This window comes from Granulicatella elegans ATCC 700633 (assembly GCF_000162475.2).
In the GTDB taxonomy this organism is placed as follows: Bacteria; Bacillota; Bacilli; order Lactobacillales; family Aerococcaceae; genus Granulicatella; species Granulicatella elegans.
In genome coordinates, this window is sequence record NZ_KI391971.1 from 1,253,210 (window position 1) to 1,279,556 (window position 26,347).

The window sequence follows — 26,347 nt, forward strand, 5'->3', positions numbered from 1 at the left end:
ATGGCAATTATCGAAGTAAAAGGCCTTAAAAAAAATTATGGTGAATTAGAAGTCTTAAAATCGATTGATTTAGAAATCGAAGAAGGACAAGTTGTTTGTATTATCGGTCCTTCTGGATCAGGTAAATCAACATTTTTACGTTGCTTAAATCGTCTAGAAAAAACAACTGAAGGTAAAGTTATCGTTGATGGTTATGATTTAACCGATAAAAATACTGATTTAAACTTTGTTCGTCAAGAAATTGGAATGGTTTTCCAACACTTTAACTTATTCCCTCATTTAACCATTAAAGAAAATATCACATTAGCGCCTGTTGAATTAGGACGTGAAACAAAAGAAGATGCAGACAAACATGCCTTAGAATTATTAGGAATGGTTGGACTAGAAGATAAAGCAGATGTTTATCCAAAAACTTTATCCGGTGGACAAAAACAACGTGTAGCCATTGCTCGTGCTTTAGCGATGAAACCAAAAATGTTATTATTCGATGAACCTACTTCTGCTCTTGACCCTGAAATGGTTGGAGATGTATTAGAAGTAATGCAACAATTAGCAAAAGATGGTATGACAATGGTCGTAGTAACTCACGAAATGGGATTTGCGCGCGAAGTAAGTGACCGTGTAATTTTCATGGATGGCGGTTATGTCGTAGAAGATGGTACACCAGAACAAATCTTCAAAAATCCTCAACATAATCGTACAAGAGACTTTTTAAATAAAGTTTTACATTAATATTTACAAAAAGACTTTTGGATTTCCAAAAGTCTTTTTATTCGACAGAAGAAAGGAATAAACTATGAATCATAGAGAAATCATTCATTCGATTCAAAATGAAATGAAAAAATTTTTTACTCAAGAACATACTGGGCATGATTGGTATCATATTGAACGAGTATGGAAAAATGCTAAAAAAATTGCTGAACATTATCCTGAAGCAAATCATCTACAGATTGAGTTATCTGCCCTACTTCATGATCGATATGATCATAAAATTGTTTCTAATGTTGAAGAAGCTAAACTAGAAGTGAGAGATTTATTAGTACAACATGGCTTACCAGAAGATTTAATAAAAAAAATTCTCTATTCCATTGACGCAGTTGGGTTTCGCAATGGAAAAAATCCTCTTCACCCTATTTCAATTGAGGATAAAATTGTTCAAGATGCGGATCGACTAGATGCGATTGGTGCAATTGCCATTGCTCGTACTTTTGTTTATTCAGGCGCACACCAACGTCCAATTTATACAGGAGAACCTCAAGATGTGTTAGAAAATGCTCAGGATCTTGAAGACACTGCCATTGGTCATTTCTATGAAAAATTATTAACTTTATCTGACACTTTACATACTCCCGAAGCACGTGAAATCGCAAAAGGACGACACGAATTTATGAAAGATTATTTAACCCAATTTTTCGCAGAATGGGAAGGATTAAAGTAAAAGTAAATTTACTCGTGAATAGAAGGAAAAAATCATTTTTACTGTTGCGGGACGCCAGCAGCTTTGCTTTCGCAAATCTCATGGCTAAAATTTGAGCCTTGGTCTCAAATTTTCCCGTAATATAAGCCACTACCTTTGTGGCTTATATTACTGCTACGGTAAAAATGTTTTTTCTTTCTATTCACTCTCTTTGATGTGAGTATCGTATGGGTCTTTACTAGTGCTGTAATAATTTATCTCAAACTTTAAAAGGATTAAAAGATAAAGCTTCTACTCGTAGATAGAAACAGAAAACATTTTTACTATTGCTAGGTCGCCAGCAGCTTTGCTTTCGCAAATCTCATGGCTAAAATTTGAGCCTTGGTCTCAAATTTTCCCGTAATATAAGCCACTACCTTTGTGGCTTATATTACTGCTACGGTAAAAATATTTTTTCTTTCTATTCACTCTCTTTGATGTGAGAAACGTATGTTTTTTACTAGTGCTATAAAACGATCATTTTTTACGGACTTTCATAAATTTACGTCCAATGAAATAGACTTTTCCCAGTAGCATAAGTATTATCAGCCAGATTTGGCTGATAATACAGGAGACTTCGAGACCTAGGCTCGAAGTTTAGCAATGAGACTCGCGAAAGCGAGGCTGCTTGCGTCCTTTGCTACATTCAGAAAAGTCTAATTTCATATCTCTTTACAGTAATTCAATACGCTTTATAAAGTCTTTGTTACTCTTCGTTTCTCTTAATTGCTTCACCATTTGCTCGCTTGTTTCTAATCCGTCACCCTTCATCGTGTTACGAACTTTCCAAACTGCTTCTAAAACATGAGGTTCCAGTAAAATTTCCTCTTTACGAGTACCTGAACGTTTCACATCAATCGCTGGAAATACACGTCTTTCTGCTAATTCACGAGATAAATGCACTTCCGCATTCCCAGTTCCTTTAAACTCCTCATAAATGACATCATCCATACGGCTTCCTGTTTCAATTAAAGCTGTTGCTAAAATCGTTAAACTTCCGCCATCTTCAATATTTCTAGCAGAACCAAAAAACCTCTTAGGACGATAAAAAGCTGCTGGATCGATTCCCCCACTTAATGTACGTCCAGAAGGTGGAATCGTTAAATTATACGCACGAGCTAAACGAGTAATACTATCTAATAAGACAATAACATCTCGTCCATCTTCTACTAAACGCAATGCACGCTCTAACACTAATTCACTTACTTTAATATGATGTTCCGGTGTTTGATCAAACGTTGAAAAAACAACTTCAGCCTCCACTGTGCGCTCAATATCCGTTACTTCTTCTGGCCGTTCATCAATTAGTAAAATAATTAATTCTGCTTCAGGATAATTAGTTGTAATTCCATTCGCAATTTCTTTTAATAAACTTGTTTTACCAGCTTTCGGTGGAGCCACAATTAATCCACGCTGTCCAAATCCAATTGGGCAAATTAAATCTAGCATTCTAGAAGCAATTCTACCAGTAGTTGTTTCTAAATGCATTTGTTTTTCAGGATAAAGTGGTGTTAATCCTGGAAAATGATCCCTTTCTTTTGCTTCTTCAGGATCTTTACCATTGACTGATCCAACTTGCATTAATCCATTAAACTTTTCACCCGTACGGGGAGGACGAGCAGGCCCTGCTACTAAGTCACCATTTCTTAAGGCAAATTTACGAATTTGAGAAGAAGAAATATAAATATCTTCTTGGCTAGTAGAATAATTAATAGGACGTAGGAAACCATATCCTTCCGCATTATTAATATCTAATACTCCTTCTACTTGGAAGAATCCAGTCGCTTCTTCTTGAGCTCTCATAATCGCTAGAGCTAATTCTTTTTTATTCATTTGCCCATAATAAGGAATTTTATAATGCTTCGCAAAAGCATACATTTCTTTTAAAGTCTTTTGTTGCAAGACTGGCAAAGTTACTGTTTCAATTGTTTCTGACATTTTAATCCTCTTCAATCATTTGAATATCGGCACCTAATTGTTGTAGATTTTCTACAATATGAGAATATCCTCTTAAAATATGTTCAATATTGCTAATCTTCGTTGTACCTTGAGCCATTAAACCTGCAATGACTAACGCTGCTCCAGCTCTTAAATCACTCGCTGCAACTTCACAACCCGTTAATGGAGTTGGACCAGTAATTGAAATGACATCATTTTCTACACGTCCTAAAGCTCCCATACGATTTAATTCAGGAATATGATTGACACGTTTTGGATAAATTGTATCAATAATTTTTGCTTCTCCAGTTGCTTTCATTAACAATGGAGTAATTGGCTGTTGTAAATCTGTTGCAAAACCAGGATAAGGTAATGTTTTAATACTTACTGCTTTTAAATCTTTAGAAGGAGCCACATAAATATCTTCTTCTCCGATGGTCATTTTCACGCCCATTTCTTCCATTTTTGCAAGTAAGCCTTCAATATGTTCAAAAATGACATTTTTAACAGTTACGCCTTCACCTACTGCTGCTGCAATTGATAAATATGTACCTGCTTCGATTCTATCTGGAATAATCGTGTGACGACATCCGTGTAATTCATCTACGCCTTCAATACGAATCACACTAGTACCAGCACCTTTAATATTGGCACCCATTTTATTCAATAAATTAACGACATCAATAATCTCAGGTTCTCTTGCAGCATTTTCAATAATCGTTTTACCTTTTGCACGAACAGCTGCTAATAAAACATTAATCGTTGCTCCTACTGATACAACGTCCATATAAATACGAGTTCCTGTTAAGCCTTGTCCATTTGTAGACAAATAAATAGCTCCCATTTCATTACGAACATCTGCTCCTAATGCTTTGAATCCTTTAATATGTTGATCAATTGGTCTTGGTCCTAAGAAACATCCTCCAGGAAGTCCAACAACCCCTTCACCAAATTTTGCAAGAGTTGCTCCCATAAAATAATAAGAAGCTCTCATACTTTGAATTTTTCCACTTGGCATTGGAATGGATAACATATTTGTTGGATCAATTGTTAATACTCCTTCTTCAAAAGTAGTATGAACATTAAAATCGCTCAAAATTTCAATTAATGCAGCGACATCTTGAATATCTGGAACACCTTCTAATACAACTGGTTCTGACGCTAAAATAGCAGCAGGAATTAATGCTACTGTACTATTTTTAGCACCACTAATCGTTACTTCACCAGTTAGCGGTTTTCCTCCATTAATGACTAATTTTCTCATTGATTCAAATCCTCTCATAACATCTTCTCTTCCATTATACCATGCCTTTACAAAAAGGCATACTTAAAACTACATTTATCATTGTCATCCCTAATCAAAAGTAAAGTTGACAATATTACTGAATCTTTATACAATTTGAATCAAATAAAGGGGGATTTTTTATGAAAACAAAAGAAGCTGTTTTACTCTATCTTCAAGAAAATTCTGGCGAACCAATTTCCGGAGAAAAAATGGCACTAGCCTTAAATAAATCTCGAACTTCAATCTGGAAAGCCATCCAATCACTGAAAAAAGAAGGCTATGCTATCGATTCTTCTACGAATAAAGGATATACATTATCTGAAAATAACGACGTATTATCAGAACAACAAATCAACCAAGAACTTATTCAACAGCATCATCCAATCGATTGGGTCATTCAAACAATGGAAAGTACGACTTCAACGAATGATTTAGCAAAACTTTATGCAAATCAGAACTCCACTACTCCTGCTATCTTTATAAGTGAAGAACAAACCGCTGGTAGAGGTCGTTTAGGAAGAAAATTTGTTTCTCCATCTAAAACAGGTTTATACATTAGCCTTTGTTTATTCCCTACTATAGCATTGGAAGACTTATCTCTCATTACTTGTGCAACAGCAGTAGCCTGTGTTGAAACACTAGAAGAATTAACGGGAAAATCTCTAAATATCAAATGGGTAAATGATTTATTTTATCAAGATAAAAAAGTTGGAGGAATTCTAACAGAAGTGATTAGTGATTTTGAGTCTCAACAAGTTCAAGCACTCATTGTTGGAATGGGAATCAATCTTATTGAAAATCCTCAGTCCTTTCCGAAAGAATTACATTCTATTGTAGGAAGCATTTTTTCTTCTAGAAAGGAATATGAAGCACATTCTTTTAATCGTAATCAATTTATTGCGACATTTTTAGAAAAATGGGCATTTTATTATCAAAATCTTTCCAAAAGAGACTTTATCAAGTCTTATAAGGAACATTCTAATGTCATTGGAAAATCTGTCAAAGTTATAGAAGGAAACCTAGTTTATGATGCTTTTGCAAAAGATATTGATGAAAATGGACATTTAATTATCGAAAAAGAGGATAACACTTTACACTCATTATCATATGGAGAGGTAAGTATTCGTACGAAATAATTAAATAATTTATAGGTTTGTCAATAGTTATATAGAAAAAGAAGCTCCGCCAAAGCAGAGCTTCTTTTTTCCTTTGCTACTTCAGACAAGTCTTATTTTTTACGCTCTCTCATAAATTTCCGTCCGAGTAAAATGGACTTTCGCAGTAGCAAAAATGGAAGAAGCCAACAATTGGCTTCTTCCATAAGGAAATTTCGAGACCTAGGCTCGAAATTTAGGCATGAGACTCGCACAAGCGAGGCTGCTGCCGTCCTTTGCTACTTCAGATAAGTCCTATTTTAACTCATCTGTCAATTCGTATAATTGATCCACTAATTTTCCTACATAAGCAATGGCTTCTTTTAGTGGTTGTTCTGTTGAAACATCACACCCAGCATGACGTGCTAAATCTTTCGCAGAAAGGCTACCACCTAATGCTAATGTATCTTTCCAAACTTGAGCTTGAGAAGGATCTTCCTCAATCTTATTCGCAATTGCTGTACCAATTGTTAAACCAGCAGAATAAGTATATGGATACAATCCCATATAATAGTGAGGTTGACGCATCCAAGTTAGCTCTGCTCCTTCATTGACAACAAGACTATCCCCGAAGAATTCTTCCATCACTTCACGTTTTACTTTAGATAACACATCTGCATTTAACATTTCATTATTATCTACCATTTTATAAATACGATCTTGGAATACTGCTTCTAAATAGTGAGTTACCATATTATGGAAATAAGTACGACTAATCATATTACTAATAACCCAACGTTTGAAACGAGCATCTGTGCTATTTTTTAATAAATAATTTGATACAATAACTTCATTACAAGTTGATGGAGCTTCTACAAAGTATAATGAACATTCATTATTAAACATTGTTAACTCTTCTCCAACACGTTTAAAGTGGTAGGCATGTCCTAATTCATGGGCTAATACGAATACTTCATTCATTTTTCCAGTCCATGATAATAAAATATAGCTAGCTACTTTTGGAACAGTCGCACAGAATCCACCTGTGCTCTTACCAATATTTTGAGGGAAGTCAGTCCAACGTTTGTCGTAACTTTCATCAATCATATCTTTATAATCTTCCCCTAAAATTCCAAGAGCTTTCTTCAAATAGTCTCTAGATTCTTCAATGGACATATCCACTTCAAAATCAGGATCCAAATTAATTTTACAATCTGCAAATTGCATATCTTGAATATGATGTTCTCTTGCTAATAAACGAATATAACGTTGAATATGTGGTGCTAAATCTGTCATTAATGTACGAATTTGACGATCATATAATTCACGATCTCCATCTTGTTTTTCTAATAAGTAATCAATAACGCTATCAAATCCACGCATCGTTGCAATCATTTTTTCATTTTTAATAGTTGAAATATATTCATTCGCAACTGTATTTTTGTAACGATTTAATGTTTTATAAAAACTTTTTGCTGCATTACGACGAACTTCTGTATGATTATCCATTTCATGTAAGTTTTCATATAATACGAAACTATTTTCATACGTTTTTCCATCAGCTTCAAATGAGTCAAATTCCATATCTTCATGTTTTGTTACTTCATATAATTGATAGAAACTTGGTAGACTAGACATATTTGATAAAACTTGTTCTGCATCTTTGGATAAAGTATGTGCTTTAACACGAATAATTTTTTCAATAAAGTATGCTAAATCCGAACGTTTTTCTGCTACAAATTGGCGTAATAAACTTTCGTCTAATCCTACAATTTCAGTATCATAGAAACTCATATTTTGTGCCCAAGCACTAGCTAATTGTTCAAATAATGTTGCATTTTCAACTACTGTATCATTGAAACGATCTACAGTCATTGGTAATTCTGCGTAATGAGATAAACGGTAAAATGTTTCATATAATGCTTCATATTCTTCAGTAGCCACAGTTAATACTTCTAAATCTGCTAATTTATCCTCATATTTTTCTTTAAAACTCTTTAATTGAGCTTCTGTTTCCTTTAATGTTGTACGATATGCTTCATCACTTGGATATAACAAACTCATATCCCAAGTAATGGATTGATCGACTTCACTACGTTTTACTAATTTTACATCACTCATGTGTATCCCTCCATACATTCTTTTGTATTGCTATTATAGCATATTATTTTTCATTCTCTAGTGTATTCGTCATGAAACTATCTTCCATTAATCCATTCATCACTTCTGTAATCAATTCCGTATGGATTGCATGCGTACAATCCTTCTTATTCCAACCATGAACGACTAAATTAGATAAGACTAATTCATTAATATGATACGAAACAGTTGCCGAAGTAATGCCTAATTGTTCCGCAATTCCTTTCACACTCTTTGTACCCTTTGCAATCTCGCAAAAAATTTGATACCTTGTTTTATCCCCTAAATTTTTGAAGACATTAATACGTTCTTGTTGTTTATCCAATCTTGTTTGGATGACATGTTGAATGACTTCTAATGATTTTGCCCCTAGTATTAAGAGTTCAGAATCTTGAAAATAGAAATCAGATAATAATAAGGTTGGAATGACTGAAATTTCATCCGATGTCCAGTCAATTTCTTCAATTTCCTTTGTTCCAGTAAAAGCCTCTGCTAAAATCGTTGGATGCTCATGAATCGTAGCTTCAAATTCCGTATAAGATTTTTCTAAAATCGGTAAATATTCTGCATACACTTTTTCAAAAATTGGCTTCAGTTTTTGATGCAAAGAAATAAAATCTTCAACAAACTTTTTAGGCTCTGACATAATCGTAAAGTAATTCCAACGTACAGTATCAACAATCGGTAAATTTTTTAAAAAATCTAGAAATGCAAATTGATTTCCTAATAACTCTTGAACTTTTTCTTCTACTTCTACCTCTTCTTCATCTTGCTTTACAATATTTGTCATCAATCGTTGCTTAATTTGACCTTCATCCATCGAATGTAAAGCTTCAGCATACTCATCAAAAGAATGATAACGGAGTACATTTTTCACATTAACGAAAAACATTCGTAAAGCATCATCCTTATAGAAATAGAGAATATTATCTTTATAAGGTTCCAAAGGAACACTCATATGTCTCATTTCTTCTACAATAACTTCTAATTGCTCTTCTAAAGGTGATGAAGGTCGTTCTTCATCTCGATCCTTTTTCAATATTAATATTGGATATAGCAGTTGATTGACAAACTCCATCTGCTCTTGTTTAAATTGCATTTTCCCCCTCCTGACTAGAATCTTGATACATTCGATTCGCTACTATTAAGAATACCACTAATCCCACAATCGAAACAATTAAACAAACTGTAGCATTAAAATTATCTAAAATAATTCCAAATACTAACTGCCCAATTGGAACAGAAATCGTAGCTAACATCCCCATCGTTGTTCCAATTCTTCCTAAATATTCTTCTGGAACCATTTTAGCACCTAAAGTTGATAATTGAATATTAATATACGTTGCTAAAACAGAAACAAGGATAAATCCAACAAGAATACCAGCTAACGACATCCTTTGATTCATTGAAAAAATATCACGAGCCATTGTTCCACACATAACCACAAATAATCCAACAACAAATCCCCCAGTATATTTTAATAATAAGTGAACGGGTTCTTTACTGTCTTTGATTAAACGATACGCAATTAATGGAGAAATCATACTCACTACTGCTACAAATGATTGAAACATACTAAATTCTGTATTTGAAAATTCCAACGTCACCCTGATAAAGTAAGTAATGACAATACCAAAAATAGGAGACATTAAAAAATTAATAAATAATGCAAGCAATACAATAATAATAAGATTTGGAATATCAAACGCAATTTTAATTCCCTCTTTGAAATCTGTCCAAAAACTATTCACAACAGATTGCTCATCATCCATTTGTTTTTGAACTTTACGCTCAGGAATTTTCATAAATACATAACCAATCATTGTCAAAAATAAAATACTTCCTGAAATGAATAAAGAACCTGTAATAGAAAAAGTCGAATAAATGAATGCAGCTACAAATGGTGTAATAATATTTACAATTCCATTATCCACTTGCATCCAAGTATTCGCTAGAGCTAATTGATTTTCTTCTACAATTGCAGGCAAAACACTCATCATTGGACCCGATTGAAAAACTTCTACTAATTCTAAAATAATGACCAAAACATAAATCGCTACAAGAGATAAATTACTTGTTACATAAGTCCCCACTCCAAAAATCAATAACGTAATAACCGTCATCAGTGTTGTATATACTAGACCTTTTTGTCGATCCACTCTATCTCCCCACACACCTGCAATTGGCGAAAATAGTATTCTAGGGAAGATAATAATCGAAAGAATACTGGCAAAAGCTGTTGCAGAACCTGTCTTATCTAACACATAGAGCGACAAAGCATATTGAATGATATTACTCGCTGCTCCTGCAAATGTACTACTAAACCATAATTTTCTAAAATTTGCATTATTAAATATGATATCCATAAAATATCAACCTCACTTTCACAATAAATTAGATAAACATCTAACTTAATTAGAAGTTTACTGCTAGAAACAAAAAATGTCAACAAAAATTAGATAAAATTCTAATTTTTGTTGACATTCCATTCAATTACATTTCTGGATTCCATTTACCTGTTGCGTCTACATAGTAGCTTCCAATCCATGTATCACGAACTAATGCTCCATTTTGCCCTAAATAGTATGAATCTTTCCAATAGTCACGAGCATATTTTCCATTACCATGCAAGTAGAACCAGTTTTGATAATTGGCATCATAGACCCATTCTCCACTAGCCATATAACCGCCAGCTTCTAAATAGTAATCGCCCTTCCAAACATTTTCTAGATATTCTCCATTTGCATCTAGATAGAACCAACTAGAATAATTCGCATCATAAATCCATTGAGAAATGACCTTTTCTCCATTTTTATAATAACTACGATCTGACCAACCATTTAAAACAGTTGTTGTTTCTTTCTGCTGACTTGTAGATGTAGCAACTACTTTATTTTCTACAGTTGTATTTGCTTGTTTTACAGTTTTTGTTTGTTTAGAAGAGGCTTTTGCAATTTTACCACCAGTTGTAATGTTGACTGATGCTTCACCATTATGACCTAAATAGTCTTCTGATAAATTAGTATCAAAGCCATTTCCTTTTAACCATTCCGTATTGGTAAATGCTTGAGCCGTAATTACACCTTTACCATCCTTTTGGAAAGCAACTAATGCTGTATGCGTAAAATCTGGACGAATTAAATTCCAATAATGTCCTGTTTGTTCTCCAACTTCTAATGGTTGATGATTCACTGTTGATTTCACATAAGCAGCTTTTTCACCATAGAAATATTCAATTCCTTCTAAAACTCCTGTGCTATTCCAAGCTAAATTTTCACCATAACTTCTCACATTATCTTTAACAATACTAAATGGATCACTTTCTCCATTTGGACGACTATGGGCAAGTAAAACAGAAGCTTCTACTGAACGAATTTCAGCAATTTTTTCTAAAGCTGTTGACCATTTAATAGGTACATATCGATCTACTAAACCTTCTTCATAAGCTTCTTTACGAATTTCATTGATTCGATTAATAATCGCTTCTTTACTATCAGAAATGTATTTCCCACTAACTACTGTATCTTCAGCATATGCTGTAGTTGTATTTGCATATGTTCCAACAGTAAATAGTGTTAACGCTGAAAGACAGCCTAATAATAACTTTTTATGTTTCATAGATTTCCCCCTATTTAATCTTTCTGTCAATTATACACTTCTTTGATTGCATTTCATGAGCAGTTATATAACAAATTGATTACAATTTATTTTTTAGTTGAAAAAGTAATTTTTTCATCCTTACTCATCTATTGTCCAACTTTTTTCCATAATTGTCCTGTCCACTCTTGAACTTTAGACCATATTTGCTTTCCTGTTTCTTCTGCTTTTTGAATGATTTCATCTACATTCACAGGTGAAGTGTTCTTTTGATTTGCAACAGCAGGTTTAACATTAAATGGTGTATTTTTAGAAGATGTACTTAATAAACCGTACATTTCTAATTGGAATAATGGTCCCACTCCATGAGTACTTGATACAGCTAATGAATATTTAGCAGAATCATCATAACCCATCCATGTTGCTACTACCATATCTGGAGTATAACCGATCATCCATTGATCTCTTGCTCCATCTTCTCCATTAACCGTTTCAGTAGTACCCGTTTTACCTGCAATGGTATAACCTGCAGGAGCAGCATTAGCTCCACCACCACCAGGTGCATATACGGTTAATAACATACTTGTCATTTTATCTGCAACACTTTCACTCGTTACTTTATTAGTTTGAGGAGTTGTGTTATCAACAATAACAGCACCAGTAGCATCAACAATTTTAGTCACAAATCTCCCCTTAGCACGAACACCCTTATTTGCAAATGTTGTATAAGCTGATGCCATTTCCATTGGAGAAACTCCTTTTGTTAATCCCCCTAAAGCAATTCCTAAATACTCATCCTCTGGAACTGTTGAAATTCCAAATTGATGAACTTTTTCAACTCCTTTTTTCAAACCTAATTGATCCAATAACCATACTGCTGGAGCATTCCAACTTAAACTTAGCGCTTCTGTCATTGTTACCGTACCTTTATTTTGATGATTCCAGTTTTCTGGAGTATATTTTTCTGGACCGTACGAACGTTTTTCATCTATTAATGTTGAATTAGGTTCATATCCTTCTTCTAATGCAAGAGTATAGACTGCTAATGGTTTAAAAGTTGAACCAGGTTGAACTTTCATTTGAGTCGCACGATTAAATCCTCTAAAAGTATGTTTTCCTGAACCATCAATTCTTCCTCCAACTACTGCTAACACATTTCCCGTTTGAGGTTCCATAGCAATAGAGGCTGCTTGAGCTTTTGTTCCATCATCATAAGCAGGATATAATTGTGTATTTCCAAAAGTTTCTTCCATATCCGCTTGCAGTTTTTGATTTAATCCAGTATAGATACGATACCCTTTATTAAATAAATCCTCTTCCTTAATACCATAATTTTGAGTGATTTCATTAATAACCGCATCAAAATAATAAGGATAACGATATCTTGAATTAGCTACATAATTATCAACAAGTGAAATTTCAGATTCTCCTGCAATATTTGCATCTTGCTCACTAATTTTTCCGTTATTCACCATTAAACTCAATACAGTTGCACGTCTTTTTAGTGTAGCATCATAATTGTCAATTGGATTATAATAACTTGGTGCCTTTAAAGCACCCGCTAAAATTGCAGATTCACTTAATGATAAGTTTGCAGCACTTTTTCCAAAATAACGCCTTGCTGCATTTTCAATACCATAAGCTCCATTTCCAAAATAAGCATTATTTAAATACATTTCAAAAATTTGATCTTTTGTATAATGTTTTTCAATTTCAAGACTTAAAAATAATTCTTTTGCTTTACGCATCAAAGTTTGATCTAAAGTTAAAAATGTATTTTTTGCTAATTGTTGCGTTAATGTACTTCCTCCACCAACTATATTTCCTCGGTGAATAATCACTCCAGCAAATGCACGTAAAATCCCAACTAAGTCAAAACCTTTATGATGATAGAAACGCTTATCTTCTGTTGATATTACTGCATCTTTCATAAATGTTGAGATTTCGTTCAAAGGTACGTACTCTGCTTTGGAAATATTTAATGCCCCAGCTTCTTGACCAGCTTCATCATAGATCACAGTTTCTTGAATCATTCCTGCTCTTAATCCACTTACATCAGCAGTTTTTGCTCCATAAACTAAATAAGTTAAAAAGAACGCTGTAAATGTTAGAAATACGGTTAAAAACAATTTAGTTAGGTGAAATTTTTTCCAAAATTCTCTAAAATTTTTAAACCAAGGATGATTCCATATTTTTTTATACCATTTATCAGTTGAACCAATTTCTTCTTCCATTTTATCATGACGAGAAGGAATTCTTTGAGGTTCTAATGGTTGATTTTCATTCATAAAATTCTCTCATTTCTATTAATTTCAATGTATAGACCTTATATACGTGTAAGGTATATTACATACATGTACTACTATCGTATCACGAATAAATTTAGCTGACAAATTATAGAACAATATTTTACCATTTATTAAACAACAAAAAAGACTTCTCATAGCACTAGGAAACCCACAGGCACTACTGCCGTCCTTCGTAACTATGAAAGAAGTCTAACTCTTATCCGTATTCTCATAAATATCCATTAAAACAGAATAGACTTCCCATAGTAGTATGCGTAACAGCAGCCACACTTGTGGCTACTTGTACTAAGAAACTTTGAAACCTTAGGCTCAAAGTTTAGCCATGAAACCGAAGGTTTGCTGCCGTCCTTCGCAATTATGAAAGAAGTCTAAATCTTATCCGCATTCCGAATTTGCTGCCGTCCTTCGCAATTATGAAAGAAGTCTAAATCTTATCCGCATTCCCAAAAATATCCGTTAAAACAGAATAGACTTCCCATAGTAGTATGCGTAACAGCAGCCACACTTGTGGCTACTGTTACTAAGAAATTTTGAGACCAAGGCTCAAATTTTAGCCAAGAGACCCATAGGGGCTACTGGCGTCCTATACTACTATAAAAGAAGTCTAACTTTTATGCACACCCTCATAAATATCCGTTAAAGAAGAATAGACTTCTTATAGCAGTATACGTAACAGCAGCCACACTCGTGGCTAATGTTACTAGGAAATTTTGAGACCGAGGCTCAAAATTTAGCAATGAGACTCGCTTTTGCGAGGCTACTGGCATCCTATACTACTATATAAAGAAGTCTATGTTTTATTCGTACCCTCATAAATATCCGTTAAAACAGAATAGACTTCCCATAGTAGTATGCGTACAAGTAGCCTTTTGGCTACTTGTACTAGGAAACTTTGAGACCTTAGGCTCAAAGTTTAGCCATGAAACCGTAGGTTTGCTGGCGTCCTATACTACTATACAGGGAAGTCAAATTCTGTTCCTTTTACAGGGGAATGATAGTATCCGTTTCTTCGGTAGGATCCTGTGTTGAAACAATCTCAATCATCAACCCATGTGGCAAACAAATACTCGTTTGCCCCACTCTTGAAATCCAACCAGTTTTTACGGCAATTTGGTCAGGACTATTATCTTCCTTATCTCTAATTCTAGTCCCATCTACTTCAATAATATTATATTGATCATCACTAGGGAAATAAATAAATTCCTCTCGTGGAGTATCTTCTTTTAATTCAAAACGTTGAACTTCTTCACCATTAATCGTAACAACAGCATAAATCTTTGCTTCTTCAGTTGGAGTCGTCATCTGTTGTACTGCAAAAATTGCATTTGGTAAAAACGATAAAATAAATAAGGCAATTACAATAATAATGTCATAAGGCTTCACTAAATACTGATATTTCTTAAATTTCTCTTTCATAAATCCTCCATTAAAATTATTAGCCCTTCTATTTTACAAAAAAATAAAAAATTACACAACCAAAAAGGTAAAACAAAAAAGACTTTCCTATAGTAGCTTAGCCATGAAACCGAAGGTTTGCTGTCATCCATTACTACTATATAGAGAAGTCTAATTTATTACGCACTCTCCTAAAACTTCTGATAAAACAGAAAAGACTTCTCATAGTAGTAAGCGTACAAGTAGCCTCTTTTGGCTACTTGTACTAGGAAACTTTGTGACCTTAGGCTCAAAGTTTAGGCATGAAACCGAAGGTTTGCTGCCGTCCTTTACTACTATATAGAGAAGTCTAATTCGAAATATTAACCTAGACGTTGGCGAGCATCCGCTGCACGTTGGAACGCTTGTCCAATGTAGTTGATACATAACATCATTACTAAGATTAAAATTGTTGCAGGTAACCATACCCACATTTTATTTTCAATAATATCTTGCGTTTTCGCTGCAGAAATTAATGTTCCTAAAGAAGGAGTTGTATATGGTAAACCGAAACCTAAGTATGTTAAACCAGTTTCAATACCGATATTTCCTGCTAAACGTAAAATTAAGTTAACAATGATTAATGAACTAATGTTAGGTAAAATCTCACGGAACATAATTTGTAAATCACTAGAACCTAAAGTCTTAGACGCATTTACATAATCTAAACTAGCTTCTTGTAACGTACGAGTTCTGAATAAACGAGCTGAACCAACCCAGTAGAACAATGTCATAATTAAAATAAAGTGGAATAATGTATAGTTTGGAATAACTGTTACGAATACGATGATAATCATTAATGTTGGTAAAATCATGATGAAATCAACAATACGCATTAATGTAGTATCAACCCATTTACCATAGTAACCAGAAATTAAACCAACGATAATCCCGATAATACAAGTTAAAATTGTAATAGTGAAACCAATTGTTACAGAGTTACGAGCCCCGATAACTAACATCGCGAATACATCACGACCACCTTCATCAGAACCTAATAAATAACCGTTCACACCTGGTGCTTTATAACGTTGTAAAATATTTACTTTCAAAGCAGTTGCTTCATTAATGAAGAACGGACCAATGTAAATAAATAAGAAAATTAAAGTTAAGATAATTAATGCTGCAAGAGCAATTTTATCTTTTAAAAATTCTCGCACAATAACCTGGAACCCAGTAGGTGGGGTAGATACGGTGCTTTCTTTTGTTACATCTTTTTTATCTTGCGCCATTTGCTACTCCTCCTTTTCTATTGTACGCGAACCCTAGGGTCAACAATACTCATAATAATATCAGATAATAATGTTCCTAATAGTGTTGCTGTACCAAATAGTAATAACAACGCTAAGATAACAGAATAGTCACGAGATGAAATTGAACTTACGAATAAGTTCCCCATTCCTGGATATGAGAAGATGTTTTCAATAAATACTGAACCACCGATTAAGCCTGTGAATTCATATCCTAAGAAGGCAGCGATTGGTAAAATTGAGTTACGGAAAATGTGACGGTTAAATACAACTTTTTCAGGAACCCCTTTAGCACGAGCTGTACGAACATAGTCTTGACTCTTCGCATCAATTACCCCAGTTCTTAAATATTGAACTGTACCAGTTGTTGATAAAATCGCCATTGTTAATGCTGGTAATAATAAGTGGTGGAATCGATTAATTAAATAACCAATAGATCCTGGTGATACACCTGAATCAACTGAACCACGAGTTGGGAACCAACCTAATGTATAACCAAATAACCATAATAGGATTAAGGCAAATACGAATGTTGGAATCGAATAAGTAATGAAGTTATACACAACGATTAACTTATCTGCCCATGAGTTTTGATAACGTCCTGCAACCATCCCTAAAGGTAATGCAATTAAATACGTTAAAATTAATGTTAATAATGATAACCAAACTGTGTTACCAATACGTTCACCAATTAATTTAGTAACAGCATATTTATAAGTATAACTTTGTCCAAAGTCTCCTTGTAATGCTTTACCCATCCAACGAACATATTGAATATACCATGGATCATAGAATCCAGCTTTCACACGTAAAGCTTCAATCGTATTTGGGTCTGTTTCAGGAGTAATTAAACCTGTAAATGGATCCCCTGGCATCATCTTAGCAATTAAGAATGCTAATAAACTTAAAATTAAAATTTGTGGCAACATTAGTAGCACACGACGTAATATAGTTTTCCACATAGTCTAGTTACCTCCCTTTGCTGACGGATTCAACGCAACAAAATGCGAATCTGACAATTGTTGTAAATCGAATACACGACCATTTTCGTCATAGTACATTGTTTGATTTTCTTGATAGAATTTCTCAGCTTCAATACGACGTAGTTTGTTCGCTTCACGGTTTACTGGGTCAATAACTGGAATGGCTGATAATAAACGTTTTGTATAAATATGTTGAGGGTCTGCATAAATATCATTTGCTTTTCCTGTTTCAACAAAACGTCCACGATACATAATGAATAATTCATCACACATGTGTTTTACAACCCCAAGGTCATGAGAGATGAATAAATAACTTAAGTTAAATTCATCTTGAATACGTTTCATATAGTTTAATACTTGCGCTTGTACAGATAAGTCCAAAGCAGATACTGGTTCATCGGCAATAATTAAACGTGGATTACTTGCTAATGCACGAGCTACCCCAATACGTTGACGTTGTCCACCAGAGAATTGGTGAGGGTATTTTAATAATGCTTCTTCAGATAAACCAATAATTTCCATTAATTCGATAACTTTACGACGTTCTTCTTCTGGAGACAAACGATCGAAGTTACGTAATGGCTCAGCCACGATATCTAAAATACGTTTTTTAGGATTAAAACTTGATAATGAATCTTGGAAAATCATTTGTACATTACGGTTGTAATCAGAAGTACGACGACGTGCTTTATTTGTCACATCTTGACCTTCATATAATACTTTACCGCTAGTTACTGGCTCTAAACCGATAATTGCTTTACCGATTGTTGATTTACCAGAACCTGATTCACCTACAAGTCCATAAGTTTTTCCTTCTTCAATTTCCAATGTAACGCCATCAACTGCGTAAACATGATCCGTTACTCGGTTAAAGAAGCCACTTCTAATTGGATAGTGAACTTTTAAGTCTTCAATTCTAACAAAACCCATTATGCTTCCTCCCCTTCAAAATGGAAATTTTTATAACATGTACAACGAACAAAATGGCCTTTGCCAACTTCGTGTAATGTTGGATTTTCTTCATGTTCTTCAGCAGAAATCCATGGAATACGAGGAGCAAAACGGCATCCTGTACGTGGTAAGCTTGGTAATGGAGGAACTGTACCTTCAATTACGTGTAATTCTTGTCCTTCTGAACCAGCTTGAGGAATTGATTGTAATAATGAACGAGTATATGGATGTTTAGGATTTGTAAATAATTCCTCTACAGGAGCAATTTCTACGAATTGCCCAGCATACATCACGGCTACACGGTCAGCTGTTTCCGCAACTACCCCAAGGTCGTGCGTAATTAAAATAATTCCTGATTGTGTTTCTGCTTGAATTTCATTTAATAAATCTAAGATTTGTGCTTGAATTGTTACGTCAAGCGCAGTTGTTGGTTCGTCAGCGATAATAATTGGTGGTTTACATGATAATGCAATCGCAATTACAACACGTTGACGCATCCCACCTGATAATTCATGTGGGTATTGTTTAAATGTACGTTGTGGATTTGGAATTCCTACTTGTGCAAGTAATTCTAATACACGTTCTGTACGTTGTTTTTCATCTAAATCTGTATGATATAATAACGCTTCGTCAATTTGAGCACCAATGGTCATTAATGGGTTTAATGAAGCCAATGGATCTTGGAAAATCATACCAATGTCATTTCCACGAATTTTATTATATAAAGTTTCATTTAAATTCACTAAGTTCACATCATTATAAATAATGTCCCCAGTGATTTTTGTGTTTAATTTATTGTGTAAACCCATAATAGTTGTTGCTAATGTAGATTTACCACATCCAGATTCCCCTACAATTGCTAAAATTTCATTTTTCTCTAATGATAATGAAACACCATCAACTGCATCATAAAAATCATCTTTAATACGAAATCCAACATGTAAATCGTTGATTTCTAATAATGGTTTATCGATAGCCAAATCTTCGTCCTCCTTTGTCTGAATCGAATGGTTAACATTTTAACCTTCGTATGTCTGCCATACTTTATTTCAAATTCAATAATTTTCTTTTAAACATTATTGATATTATACGTATTTTCAAACGAAAATGCAAATTGTATGACAATTCCATTTTTTAAAATAACGTATGCTTATTTTACCACGATTCTTTTAAAATTCCTATGATTTTCTATAGATTTTTTTAATTATTTCCTCATTTTCTTCATAAAAATGGTTTCAAAATTGCATGTTTTATTTACTTTTTCTTTCAAGCTTGGAAAATTAATTTTTTCTTATTTCTAGTTATAGTTATTTCGTATAATTATAACTAGAAAAAGACCTTTAACAGTAGTTAGCGTCCTTTACTACTTGCTAAAAGTCAATTTCTTAAACCTATTTGACTGGAGTATCCGCAACTAATTCCATTTCATTAATCGCATTTTTTTTATTATTTGAAGCGATATCCGTACTATAATATTTCACTCGTTTATTCACAGCAGTAATTTGATCCCCAATTAAAGTTGGGAAAACATATGCTTGATCATGTACATATTTTTGCCATTCTTTATAAAATTCAATATTTTTAGCATCATCAAATGCAGCCTCAGAATTAATTTTATTGAAGATATCCGTTTGTTCCTTGCTTACAAAGCGAGTAAAGTTAAATTTTGCATCTTCTCCATATAATCCTGTTGGATCTGGGTCAAACCCTGTATTCCATCCTGCAGTATACATATCAATTTCTGGATCATTTGCTTCTATTTTATCATAGAAACTATTCACTTCCATCGTACGACCATTGACTAATTGAACATTTAATCCAATTTCTTTCCACCATAATAAATATTGTTGAATTAAGGATTCATTCGCATCATCACGAGTACGAGCAATAAAATTAATGGTTAATTTAGAACCATCTTTATTTTCTCTTAACCCATCTCCATCAACATCTTTATACCCTGCATCATCTAACATTTTCTTTGCTTTTTCTGGATTATAAGAAAACCCTTCTTGGTCTTTGTTATAAACATCTTTGAAAAATGGAATAATTAATGAATTCGTTCCACGTTGTAATCCGTTGTATAAACTCTTTCCGGCTTGATCGATATCTAATGCATATGCAATTGCTTGACGTAAAACTGGGTCAGACATTTTTGAATTTGGATTCATGACATTTTTTCCAATCGATTCATCCCATTTTCCTAATTGGAATGCAATATATTCATAAGCAGAGTCTTCACTACCTAATAGAGTAACATTTGTTAAATCTTTATACGTATCAAATTGTGCTCTTGGCATCGAGGCTATATCATATTTACCTGCTTTCATTTCAGAAACAATGCTATCTGGAGAAACAAGTTCTGCTACTACCTTATCTAATTTTGGTCTTCCTTTATAATAGTACTCATTTGCTTTATAAGTCACTGATTCACCAGGAACGATTGATTCAATGGTAAAAGCCCCTAACCCTACTACTTTTGTTCCACGAACATAGTCGCTTTGTTCCCAATCTTTTACAGGAATCGTTGAAAAAATATGCTTTGGCATTATATAAGGACTAATTGGTCCACCTGCTAACTTCATAGACGGAGTCATTTCTTTATAATGAATTTTTACTGAATAATCATCAATTTTTTCTAAGCCAGAAATACTAGATGCTTGTCCATTATGAAATTCTTCCATTCCTTCGATATTTTTGTAATTCGCATCATAACGAATACCTGTATAATCTTTATCTCCAATTCCTTCGTAGGTAAAGATATAGTCATCAATGGTAACTGGTTGTCCATCAGACCATTTATAATCTTTAGAATTCAATGTTACCTTCACTGTTTTTCTAGGAACATCAAATTCAAGTGATGCTAAACCAGAATTGACTAGCTTACGATTTTCGTCATATTCAAACATTGTTCCATCAACATAGCCTGCTAATGCAGAATCTGTTGAATCTGAAGCTAATTCATCAATAAAAAGTCCATTAAAAGGAGATGCACTTACAATGGCATACTTTAATGTTCCGCCTTTTATTGGTGTTCCTTCATGAGTAACTTCCTTTGCAAATGTTCTATCCTGTGCATTTGAGTCATTTGCCCCATTTGTAGAGTTTTTTGGAGAACAAGCTCCTAAAACAGCAACTACTGCAAGTGAGGATAAGATTGCCTTGCTTTGTTTTTTCATGATTTTCCACCCTTTTTGGTTTTATTTTTACCACTACTATTTTAGCACAACACCTCAACCGTTCAAGCGCTTACATAAAATTCTTCCCAAACTTTAATAAACTCCTCATTAATCCCTATGAAAATCTTACATAACATTTTCATATAAAAAGAGCCAGAAATTTTTCAGTTGTACCTCAAATATGAGACTCGCAAAAGCGAGGCTGCTAGCGTCATCAACTACAACAGATTCTATCTGTCCCCTCAATACAAAAAGAGCAATGATACTGTCCGCTGTAGCTCAAGCAATCAAAGCCAGAAATTGGATTTGATTGCAGGAAACTTTGAGACTATAGGCTCAAAGTTTAGCCATGAGATTCGCATTGCGAAGCTGCTGGCGTCCTTAGCTACAGCAAACAGTATCATTGCTCGCCCCTAACAAAAAAACTCGACTCAATGTATTTCACTGAGTCGAGAAAAAACGTGGGCTTATTTTACTGGTTCATTTGCAGTTAATTGCAATTTAATCATAGAAGATTCATCGTGGTTTGAACCGATTTTTTTATCGTAGTATTTCACACGTTTGTTAACAGCAGTTACACTTTCACCAGTAAGTGTTGGGAAGATAAACGCTTGATCGTGTACATATTTTTGCCATTCTTTATAGAATTGGATGTTTTTAGCATCATCAAATGCTTCATTTGAAGAAATTTTCTCAATTAAAGTATTTCCTTCAGGACTTGTGTAACGTTGCATATTGAATTTAGCATCTTCACCGAATAATCCTGATGGATTTGGATCGTATCCAGTTGCCCATCCAGCAGCAAACATATCAATTTCAGGATCATCTGCTTCAACTTTATCATAGAAATTGTTCACTTCTAGTGTACGTCCAGTATATAATTGAACATCCAATCCAACTTCTTTCCACCATAATAAATATTGTTGAATTAATGATTCATTCGCATCGTCACGAGTACGAGCAGCAAAGTTGATTTTTAGTTTAGAACCATCTTTATTTTCACGTAATCCATCACCATCTACATCTTTATAACCAGCATCATCTAATAATTTCTTAGCTTTTTCAGGGTTATAATCAAATCCTTCTTGATCTTTGTTATAAATATCTTTGAAGAACGGAATGATAATTGAGTTTGTACCATGTTGTAATCCATTATACAAGTTTTTACCTGCTGTATCTGGGTCAATCGCATAAGCAATCGCTTGACGTAAAGCAACATCACTCATTTTAGCATTTGGATCTACAATATTTTTACCTTGTTCTTTATCCCATTTACCAAGTTTGAATCCAATATATTCATATTGTGATTGTAATGAACTTACGAAAGTTACATTTGTTAAATCTTTAAATGAATCGTATTGAGCTGATGGCATACTTGCAATATCATATTTACCAGCTTTCATTTCTGAAACGATACTATCAGGAGAAACAACTTCCATTACAACTTTATCAAGATTTGAACGACCTTTATAATAGTTAGCATTTGGTACAAATGTTACTGATTCTCCTGGAACCATTGTTTCGATTGTATACGCCCCTAGACCAACGTTAGATTTACCACGAACAGCATCACTTTGTTCCCATTCAGCTACAGGAATTTTAGAGAATACATGTTTTGGCATAACATAGCTACTTACTGAACCACCTGCTAATTGCATTGAAGGTGTCATTTCTTTATAGTGAATTTTCACTGTGTAATCATCTAATTTTTCTAACCCAGAGATTGTTGAAGCTTTACCTTTGTGGTATTCATCCATTCCTTCAATGTTTTTGAAATCTCCATCATAACGTACACCAGTGTAATCTTTGTGACCAATTCCTTCATAAGTGAAAATATAGTCATCAATTGTAAATTTTTCTCCATCTGACCATTTATAGTCTTGAGAGTTTAATTTAACAGTTGCTGTTTTCCCTTCTACATCAAATGAAATAGATGCTAAACCTGAATTTACTAACTTACGATTATCATCATACTCAAACATTGATTCATCAATCATTCCTGCTACAGATGAATCTGTTGTATCAGAAGCTAATTCATCAATGAATAGTCCATTAATAGGTGAAGCTGAAACAATCGCATATTTTAATGTTCCACCTTTAATTGGTTCACCATCATGAGTTACTTCAGAAACAAATTTTGTTTTGTCTGCTCCCTCAGTTGTTGTTTTAGTTGTTGTAGTTTTTGAACCACAAGCTGCTAATGTTAAAGCTACTGCAGCAGTTGGTAACCAAAGCCATTTTCTTTTCATCATTTTCATCTCTCCTTAATAAAATCTTCTTTAAAAATTCATTTTTTAATTAAGATGTTATTATATTAACATAAAATTTGGATTTTGCAAGCATTTTTTAATCTTTTTTTAATTTATTTTCATTTTATCTCATTTTCAACTGAAAAAGACTTTTCTCACGGGAATATCCATGGGAAAAGTCTTCATAAAAATTTTACTATTTAACTTGAGTATCTGATACTACTTCTATTTGATACAATGCTGATTTTGAATTGCTTGTTCCAATCTTCGTATCATAATATTTCACACGCTTATTAACAGCTGTTACTAAGTCCCCTACTAATGTTGGGAAAATAAATGCTTCATCATGAACGTATTGTTGCCATTCTTTGTAGAATTCAACATTTTTAGCATCATCAAATGCTTCTGTTGAACTAATGTTATTAATGATGTTATTTCCTTTTTCACTTACAAAGCGAGCAAAGTTAAATTTAGCTGTTTCACCGAATAAGTTTGCTGGGTTTGGATCGAACCCTGTTCCCCATCCAGCTGCAAACATATCAATTTCTGGATCATCTGTTTGAACTTTTTCATAGAAGTTATTCGATTCAATTGTACGACCAGTATATAATTGAACATCTAATCCAATTTCTTTCCACCATAATAAGTATTGTTGAATTAATGATTCATTTGCATCATCACGAGTACGTGCCGCAAATGTAATACTTAATGGAGAACCATCTTTATTTTCACGAATTCCATCACCATCAACATCTTTATATCCAGCTTCTTCTAACATTTGTTTTGCTTTTTCTGGATTATATTTAAATCCTTCTTGTTCTGCATTATATACATCTTTGAAGAATGGAATAATAATTGAATTTGTTCCACGTTGTAAGCCATGGTAAAGTGTTTCACCTACTGTATCCATATCTAATGCATAAGCAATTGCTTGACGTAATACTGGGTCACTCATTTTTGCATTTGGATCAGTGATGTTTTTACCACTTGCTTTGTCAAATTTTCCTAAATGGAAAGCTACATATTCAAATGAAGATTTAAACGTACTTACTAAGTTTACGTTTGTTAAATCTTTATAAGATTCATATTGTGCATTTGGCATCTCAGCAATATCATATTTACCTGCTTTCATTTCTGAAACGATATTATCTGGAGATACAATTTCCATTACTACTTTATCTAATTTGGCACGACCTTTATAGTAATGTTCATTAGGAACTAAAGTTACTGATTCTCCAGGAATAATGGATTCTAACTTGAATGCTCCTAAACCAACGAATTTAGTTCCACGTACATATTCACTCTTATCCCATTCTGCAACTGGAATTGTAGAGAAAATATGTTTCGGCATAATATAAGCATTTAATGCTCCACCTGCCAATTTCATAGAAGGACGCATTTCCTTGAAATGAATTTTTACAGAATAGTCATCAATTTTTTCTAATCCTGATACTGAATCTGCTTTTCCTTCATGGAATTCTTTCATTCCTTCTACATTTTCATATTTACTATTATAACGAGAACCTGTGTAATCTTTATGACCAATTGATTGATAAGTGAAGATATAATCATCAATGGTTACAGGTTGACCGTCTGACCATTTATAATCTTTAGAATTTAATGTAACAGTGACTGATTTTCCTTCAACATCATAATCAATACTTGCTAAACCAGTATTTGTTAACTGTCTATTTTCATCAAATTCAAAAATACTTGTATCAATTTGCGAACTAATTGTTGAGTCTAATGAATCTTGTGCTAATTCATCAATGAAAACACCTTTAAAGCCAGAAGACGCTACTAGAGCATATTTTAATGTTCCACCTTTAATAGCTTCTGCATCATTGATTGCTTCTGTCGCAAACTTTGTTTGTGTTCCAAGTGGTGTTTTAGAAGCTGTTGTTTCTTTATTAGAACTACAAGCTGCTAAAGCTAATACTGTTGCTGCTGTTGTTACATATAACCAATTCTTTTTCTTCATCTCATTCCTCCAAATATTTCTTATTCCACATAAAGTTCTCATCTCCTTATGTCGAAATTATTCTATCATAAATTAAAATAAAAGCAAATTTTTTAATCTTTTTCACTTTATTTACTCATAATTACATAAATTTCTAATAAAGTGTCTCTGTATCGTGGAAAAATAAAAAAACTCCCTCAAAGTAGCACATTTAGTTCCACTTTGAGGGAAGTCATATTTATATACGTACTAGTATTAAACAAGGCAAATACATAGACTTATCGCAGTAGATAAGCCAAGAGATTCACTTTAGCTAAACTGCTGGCATTCCTTACCACTTACAAGAAAGTCATATTCAAAAACGTACTCGCATAAATGAATGCCCAAACTATAGACTTACCGCAGTAGTAAAAGTACCAGTAGCCACTGTATTGGCTACTGGTACTGGGAAAAATCGAGACCAAGGCTCGATTTTTAGCAATGAGACTCGCAATGCGAGGCTGCTTGAGTCCCTTACTACTTACAG

General features: G+C 33.6%; 18 protein-coding genes. 3 read left to right on the forward strand and 15 right to left on the reverse strand.

Annotation, left to right across the window (positions count from 1 at the left end):
* Both HMPREF0446_RS05970 and HMPREF0446_RS05975 read left to right on the forward strand, forming a co-directional pair.
* Positions 1-732: an amino acid ABC transporter ATP-binding protein gene (locus HMPREF0446_RS05970; RefSeq protein ID WP_006702293.1), complete on the forward strand. Its 732-nt coding sequence runs from the start codon at positions 1-3 to the stop codon at positions 730-732.
* Positions 733-796: 64 nt separating this feature from the next.
* Positions 797-1,438: an HD domain-containing protein gene (locus tag HMPREF0446_RS05975; protein ID WP_006702292.1), complete on the forward strand. Its 642-nt coding sequence runs from the start codon at positions 797-799 to the stop codon at positions 1,436-1,438.
* A gap of 690 nt (positions 1,439-2,128) precedes the next feature.
* Here HMPREF0446_RS05975 and rho read toward each other — a convergent pair.
* A complete protein-coding gene (gene rho / locus HMPREF0446_RS05980) occupies positions 2,129-3,394 on the reverse strand; it encodes a transcription termination factor Rho (protein WP_020991397.1) in 1,266 nt (421 codons plus the stop codon).
* A gap of 1 nt (position 3,395) precedes the next feature.
* Entirely contained in the window at positions 3,396-4,658 is a 1,263-nt protein-coding gene (locus tag HMPREF0446_RS05985; RefSeq protein WP_006702290.1) for a UDP-N-acetylglucosamine 1-carboxyvinyltransferase, read from the reverse strand.
* Between the two features lie 161 nt (positions 4,659-4,819).
* Here HMPREF0446_RS05985 and HMPREF0446_RS05990 point away from each other — a divergent pair, with 161 nt between their 5' ends.
* Positions 4,820-5,815 carry a biotin--[acetyl-CoA-carboxylase] ligase gene (locus HMPREF0446_RS05990; protein ID WP_006702289.1) on the forward strand — a complete coding sequence of 332 codons (996 nt, stop codon included), beginning with the start codon at positions 4,820-4,822 and terminating at the stop codon, positions 5,813-5,815.
* Between the two features lie 273 nt (positions 5,816-6,088).
* Here HMPREF0446_RS05990 and pepF read toward each other — a convergent pair whose 3' ends face one another.
* The 13 genes from pepF to HMPREF0446_RS06055 form a co-directional block, all read right to left on the reverse strand.
* A complete protein-coding gene (gene pepF, locus HMPREF0446_RS05995) occupies positions 6,089-7,894 on the reverse strand; it encodes an oligoendopeptidase F (RefSeq protein ID WP_006702288.1) in 1,806 nt (601 codons plus the stop codon).
* A 43-nt stretch (positions 7,895-7,937) separates the two neighbouring features.
* Entirely contained in the window at positions 7,938-9,011 is a 1,074-nt protein-coding gene (locus HMPREF0446_RS06000) for a helix-turn-helix domain-containing protein (protein ID WP_006702287.1), read from the reverse strand.
* Positions 9,001-10,278 carry an MFS transporter gene (locus tag HMPREF0446_RS06005; protein ID WP_006702286.1) on the reverse strand — a complete coding sequence of 426 codons (1,278 nt, stop codon included), beginning with the start codon at positions 10,276-10,278 and terminating at the stop codon, positions 9,001-9,003. The genes HMPREF0446_RS06000 and HMPREF0446_RS06005 overlap by 11 nt, the downstream gene beginning before the upstream one ends.
* Before the next feature lie 127 nt (positions 10,279-10,405).
* The gene (locus HMPREF0446_RS08160; protein WP_006702285.1) at positions 10,406-11,530 is read right to left on the reverse strand and encodes a CAP domain-containing protein; all 1,125 of its coding nucleotides are present in this window, start codon (positions 11,528-11,530) and stop codon (positions 10,406-10,408) included.
* A 128-nt stretch (positions 11,531-11,658) separates the two neighbouring features.
* Positions 11,659-13,797 (reverse strand): transglycosylase domain-containing protein, encoded by a 2,139-nt coding sequence (locus tag HMPREF0446_RS06015; protein ID WP_006702284.1) that lies wholly within the window; start codon positions 13,795-13,797, stop codon positions 11,659-11,661.
* 1,002 nt (positions 13,798-14,799) lie between these two features.
* Positions 14,800-15,234: a NusG domain II-containing protein gene (locus tag HMPREF0446_RS06020; protein WP_006702283.1), complete on the reverse strand. Its 435-nt coding sequence runs from the start codon at positions 15,232-15,234 to the stop codon at positions 14,800-14,802.
* Positions 15,235-15,575: 341 nt separating this feature from the next.
* Complete coding sequence (locus HMPREF0446_RS06025; RefSeq protein ID WP_006702282.1) at positions 15,576-16,484, reverse strand: ABC transporter permease; 909 nt, start codon at positions 16,482-16,484, stop codon at positions 15,576-15,578.
* Between the two features lie 17 nt (positions 16,485-16,501).
* On the reverse strand, positions 16,502-17,464 hold the full coding sequence (opp4B, locus tag HMPREF0446_RS06030; protein ID WP_006702281.1) for an oligopeptide ABC transporter permease: 963 nt from the start codon (positions 17,462-17,464) through the stop codon (positions 16,502-16,504).
* Between the two features lie 3 nt (positions 17,465-17,467).
* A complete protein-coding gene (locus tag HMPREF0446_RS06035; RefSeq protein ID WP_006702280.1) occupies positions 17,468-18,415 on the reverse strand; it encodes an ATP-binding cassette domain-containing protein in 948 nt (315 codons plus the stop codon).
* Positions 18,415-19,416: an ABC transporter ATP-binding protein gene (locus tag HMPREF0446_RS06040; protein WP_006702279.1), complete on the reverse strand. Its 1,002-nt coding sequence runs from the start codon at positions 19,414-19,416 to the stop codon at positions 18,415-18,417. Before HMPREF0446_RS06040 ends, HMPREF0446_RS06035 begins: the two co-directional genes overlap by 1 nt.
* A gap of 411 nt (positions 19,417-19,827) precedes the next feature.
* Positions 19,828-21,612: an oligopeptide ABC transporter substrate-binding protein gene (locus tag HMPREF0446_RS06045; RefSeq protein WP_006702278.1), complete on the reverse strand. Its 1,785-nt coding sequence runs from the start codon at positions 21,610-21,612 to the stop codon at positions 19,828-19,830.
* A gap of 467 nt (positions 21,613-22,079) precedes the next feature.
* A complete protein-coding gene (locus HMPREF0446_RS06050) occupies positions 22,080-23,864 on the reverse strand; it encodes an oligopeptide ABC transporter substrate-binding protein (RefSeq protein ID WP_020991398.1) in 1,785 nt (594 codons plus the stop codon).
* 193 nt (positions 23,865-24,057) lie between these two features.
* The gene (locus HMPREF0446_RS06055; RefSeq protein WP_006702276.1) at positions 24,058-25,842 is read right to left on the reverse strand and encodes an oligopeptide ABC transporter substrate-binding protein; all 1,785 of its coding nucleotides are present in this window, start codon (positions 25,840-25,842) and stop codon (positions 24,058-24,060) included.
* Positions 25,843-26,347: the final 505 nt, after the last annotated feature.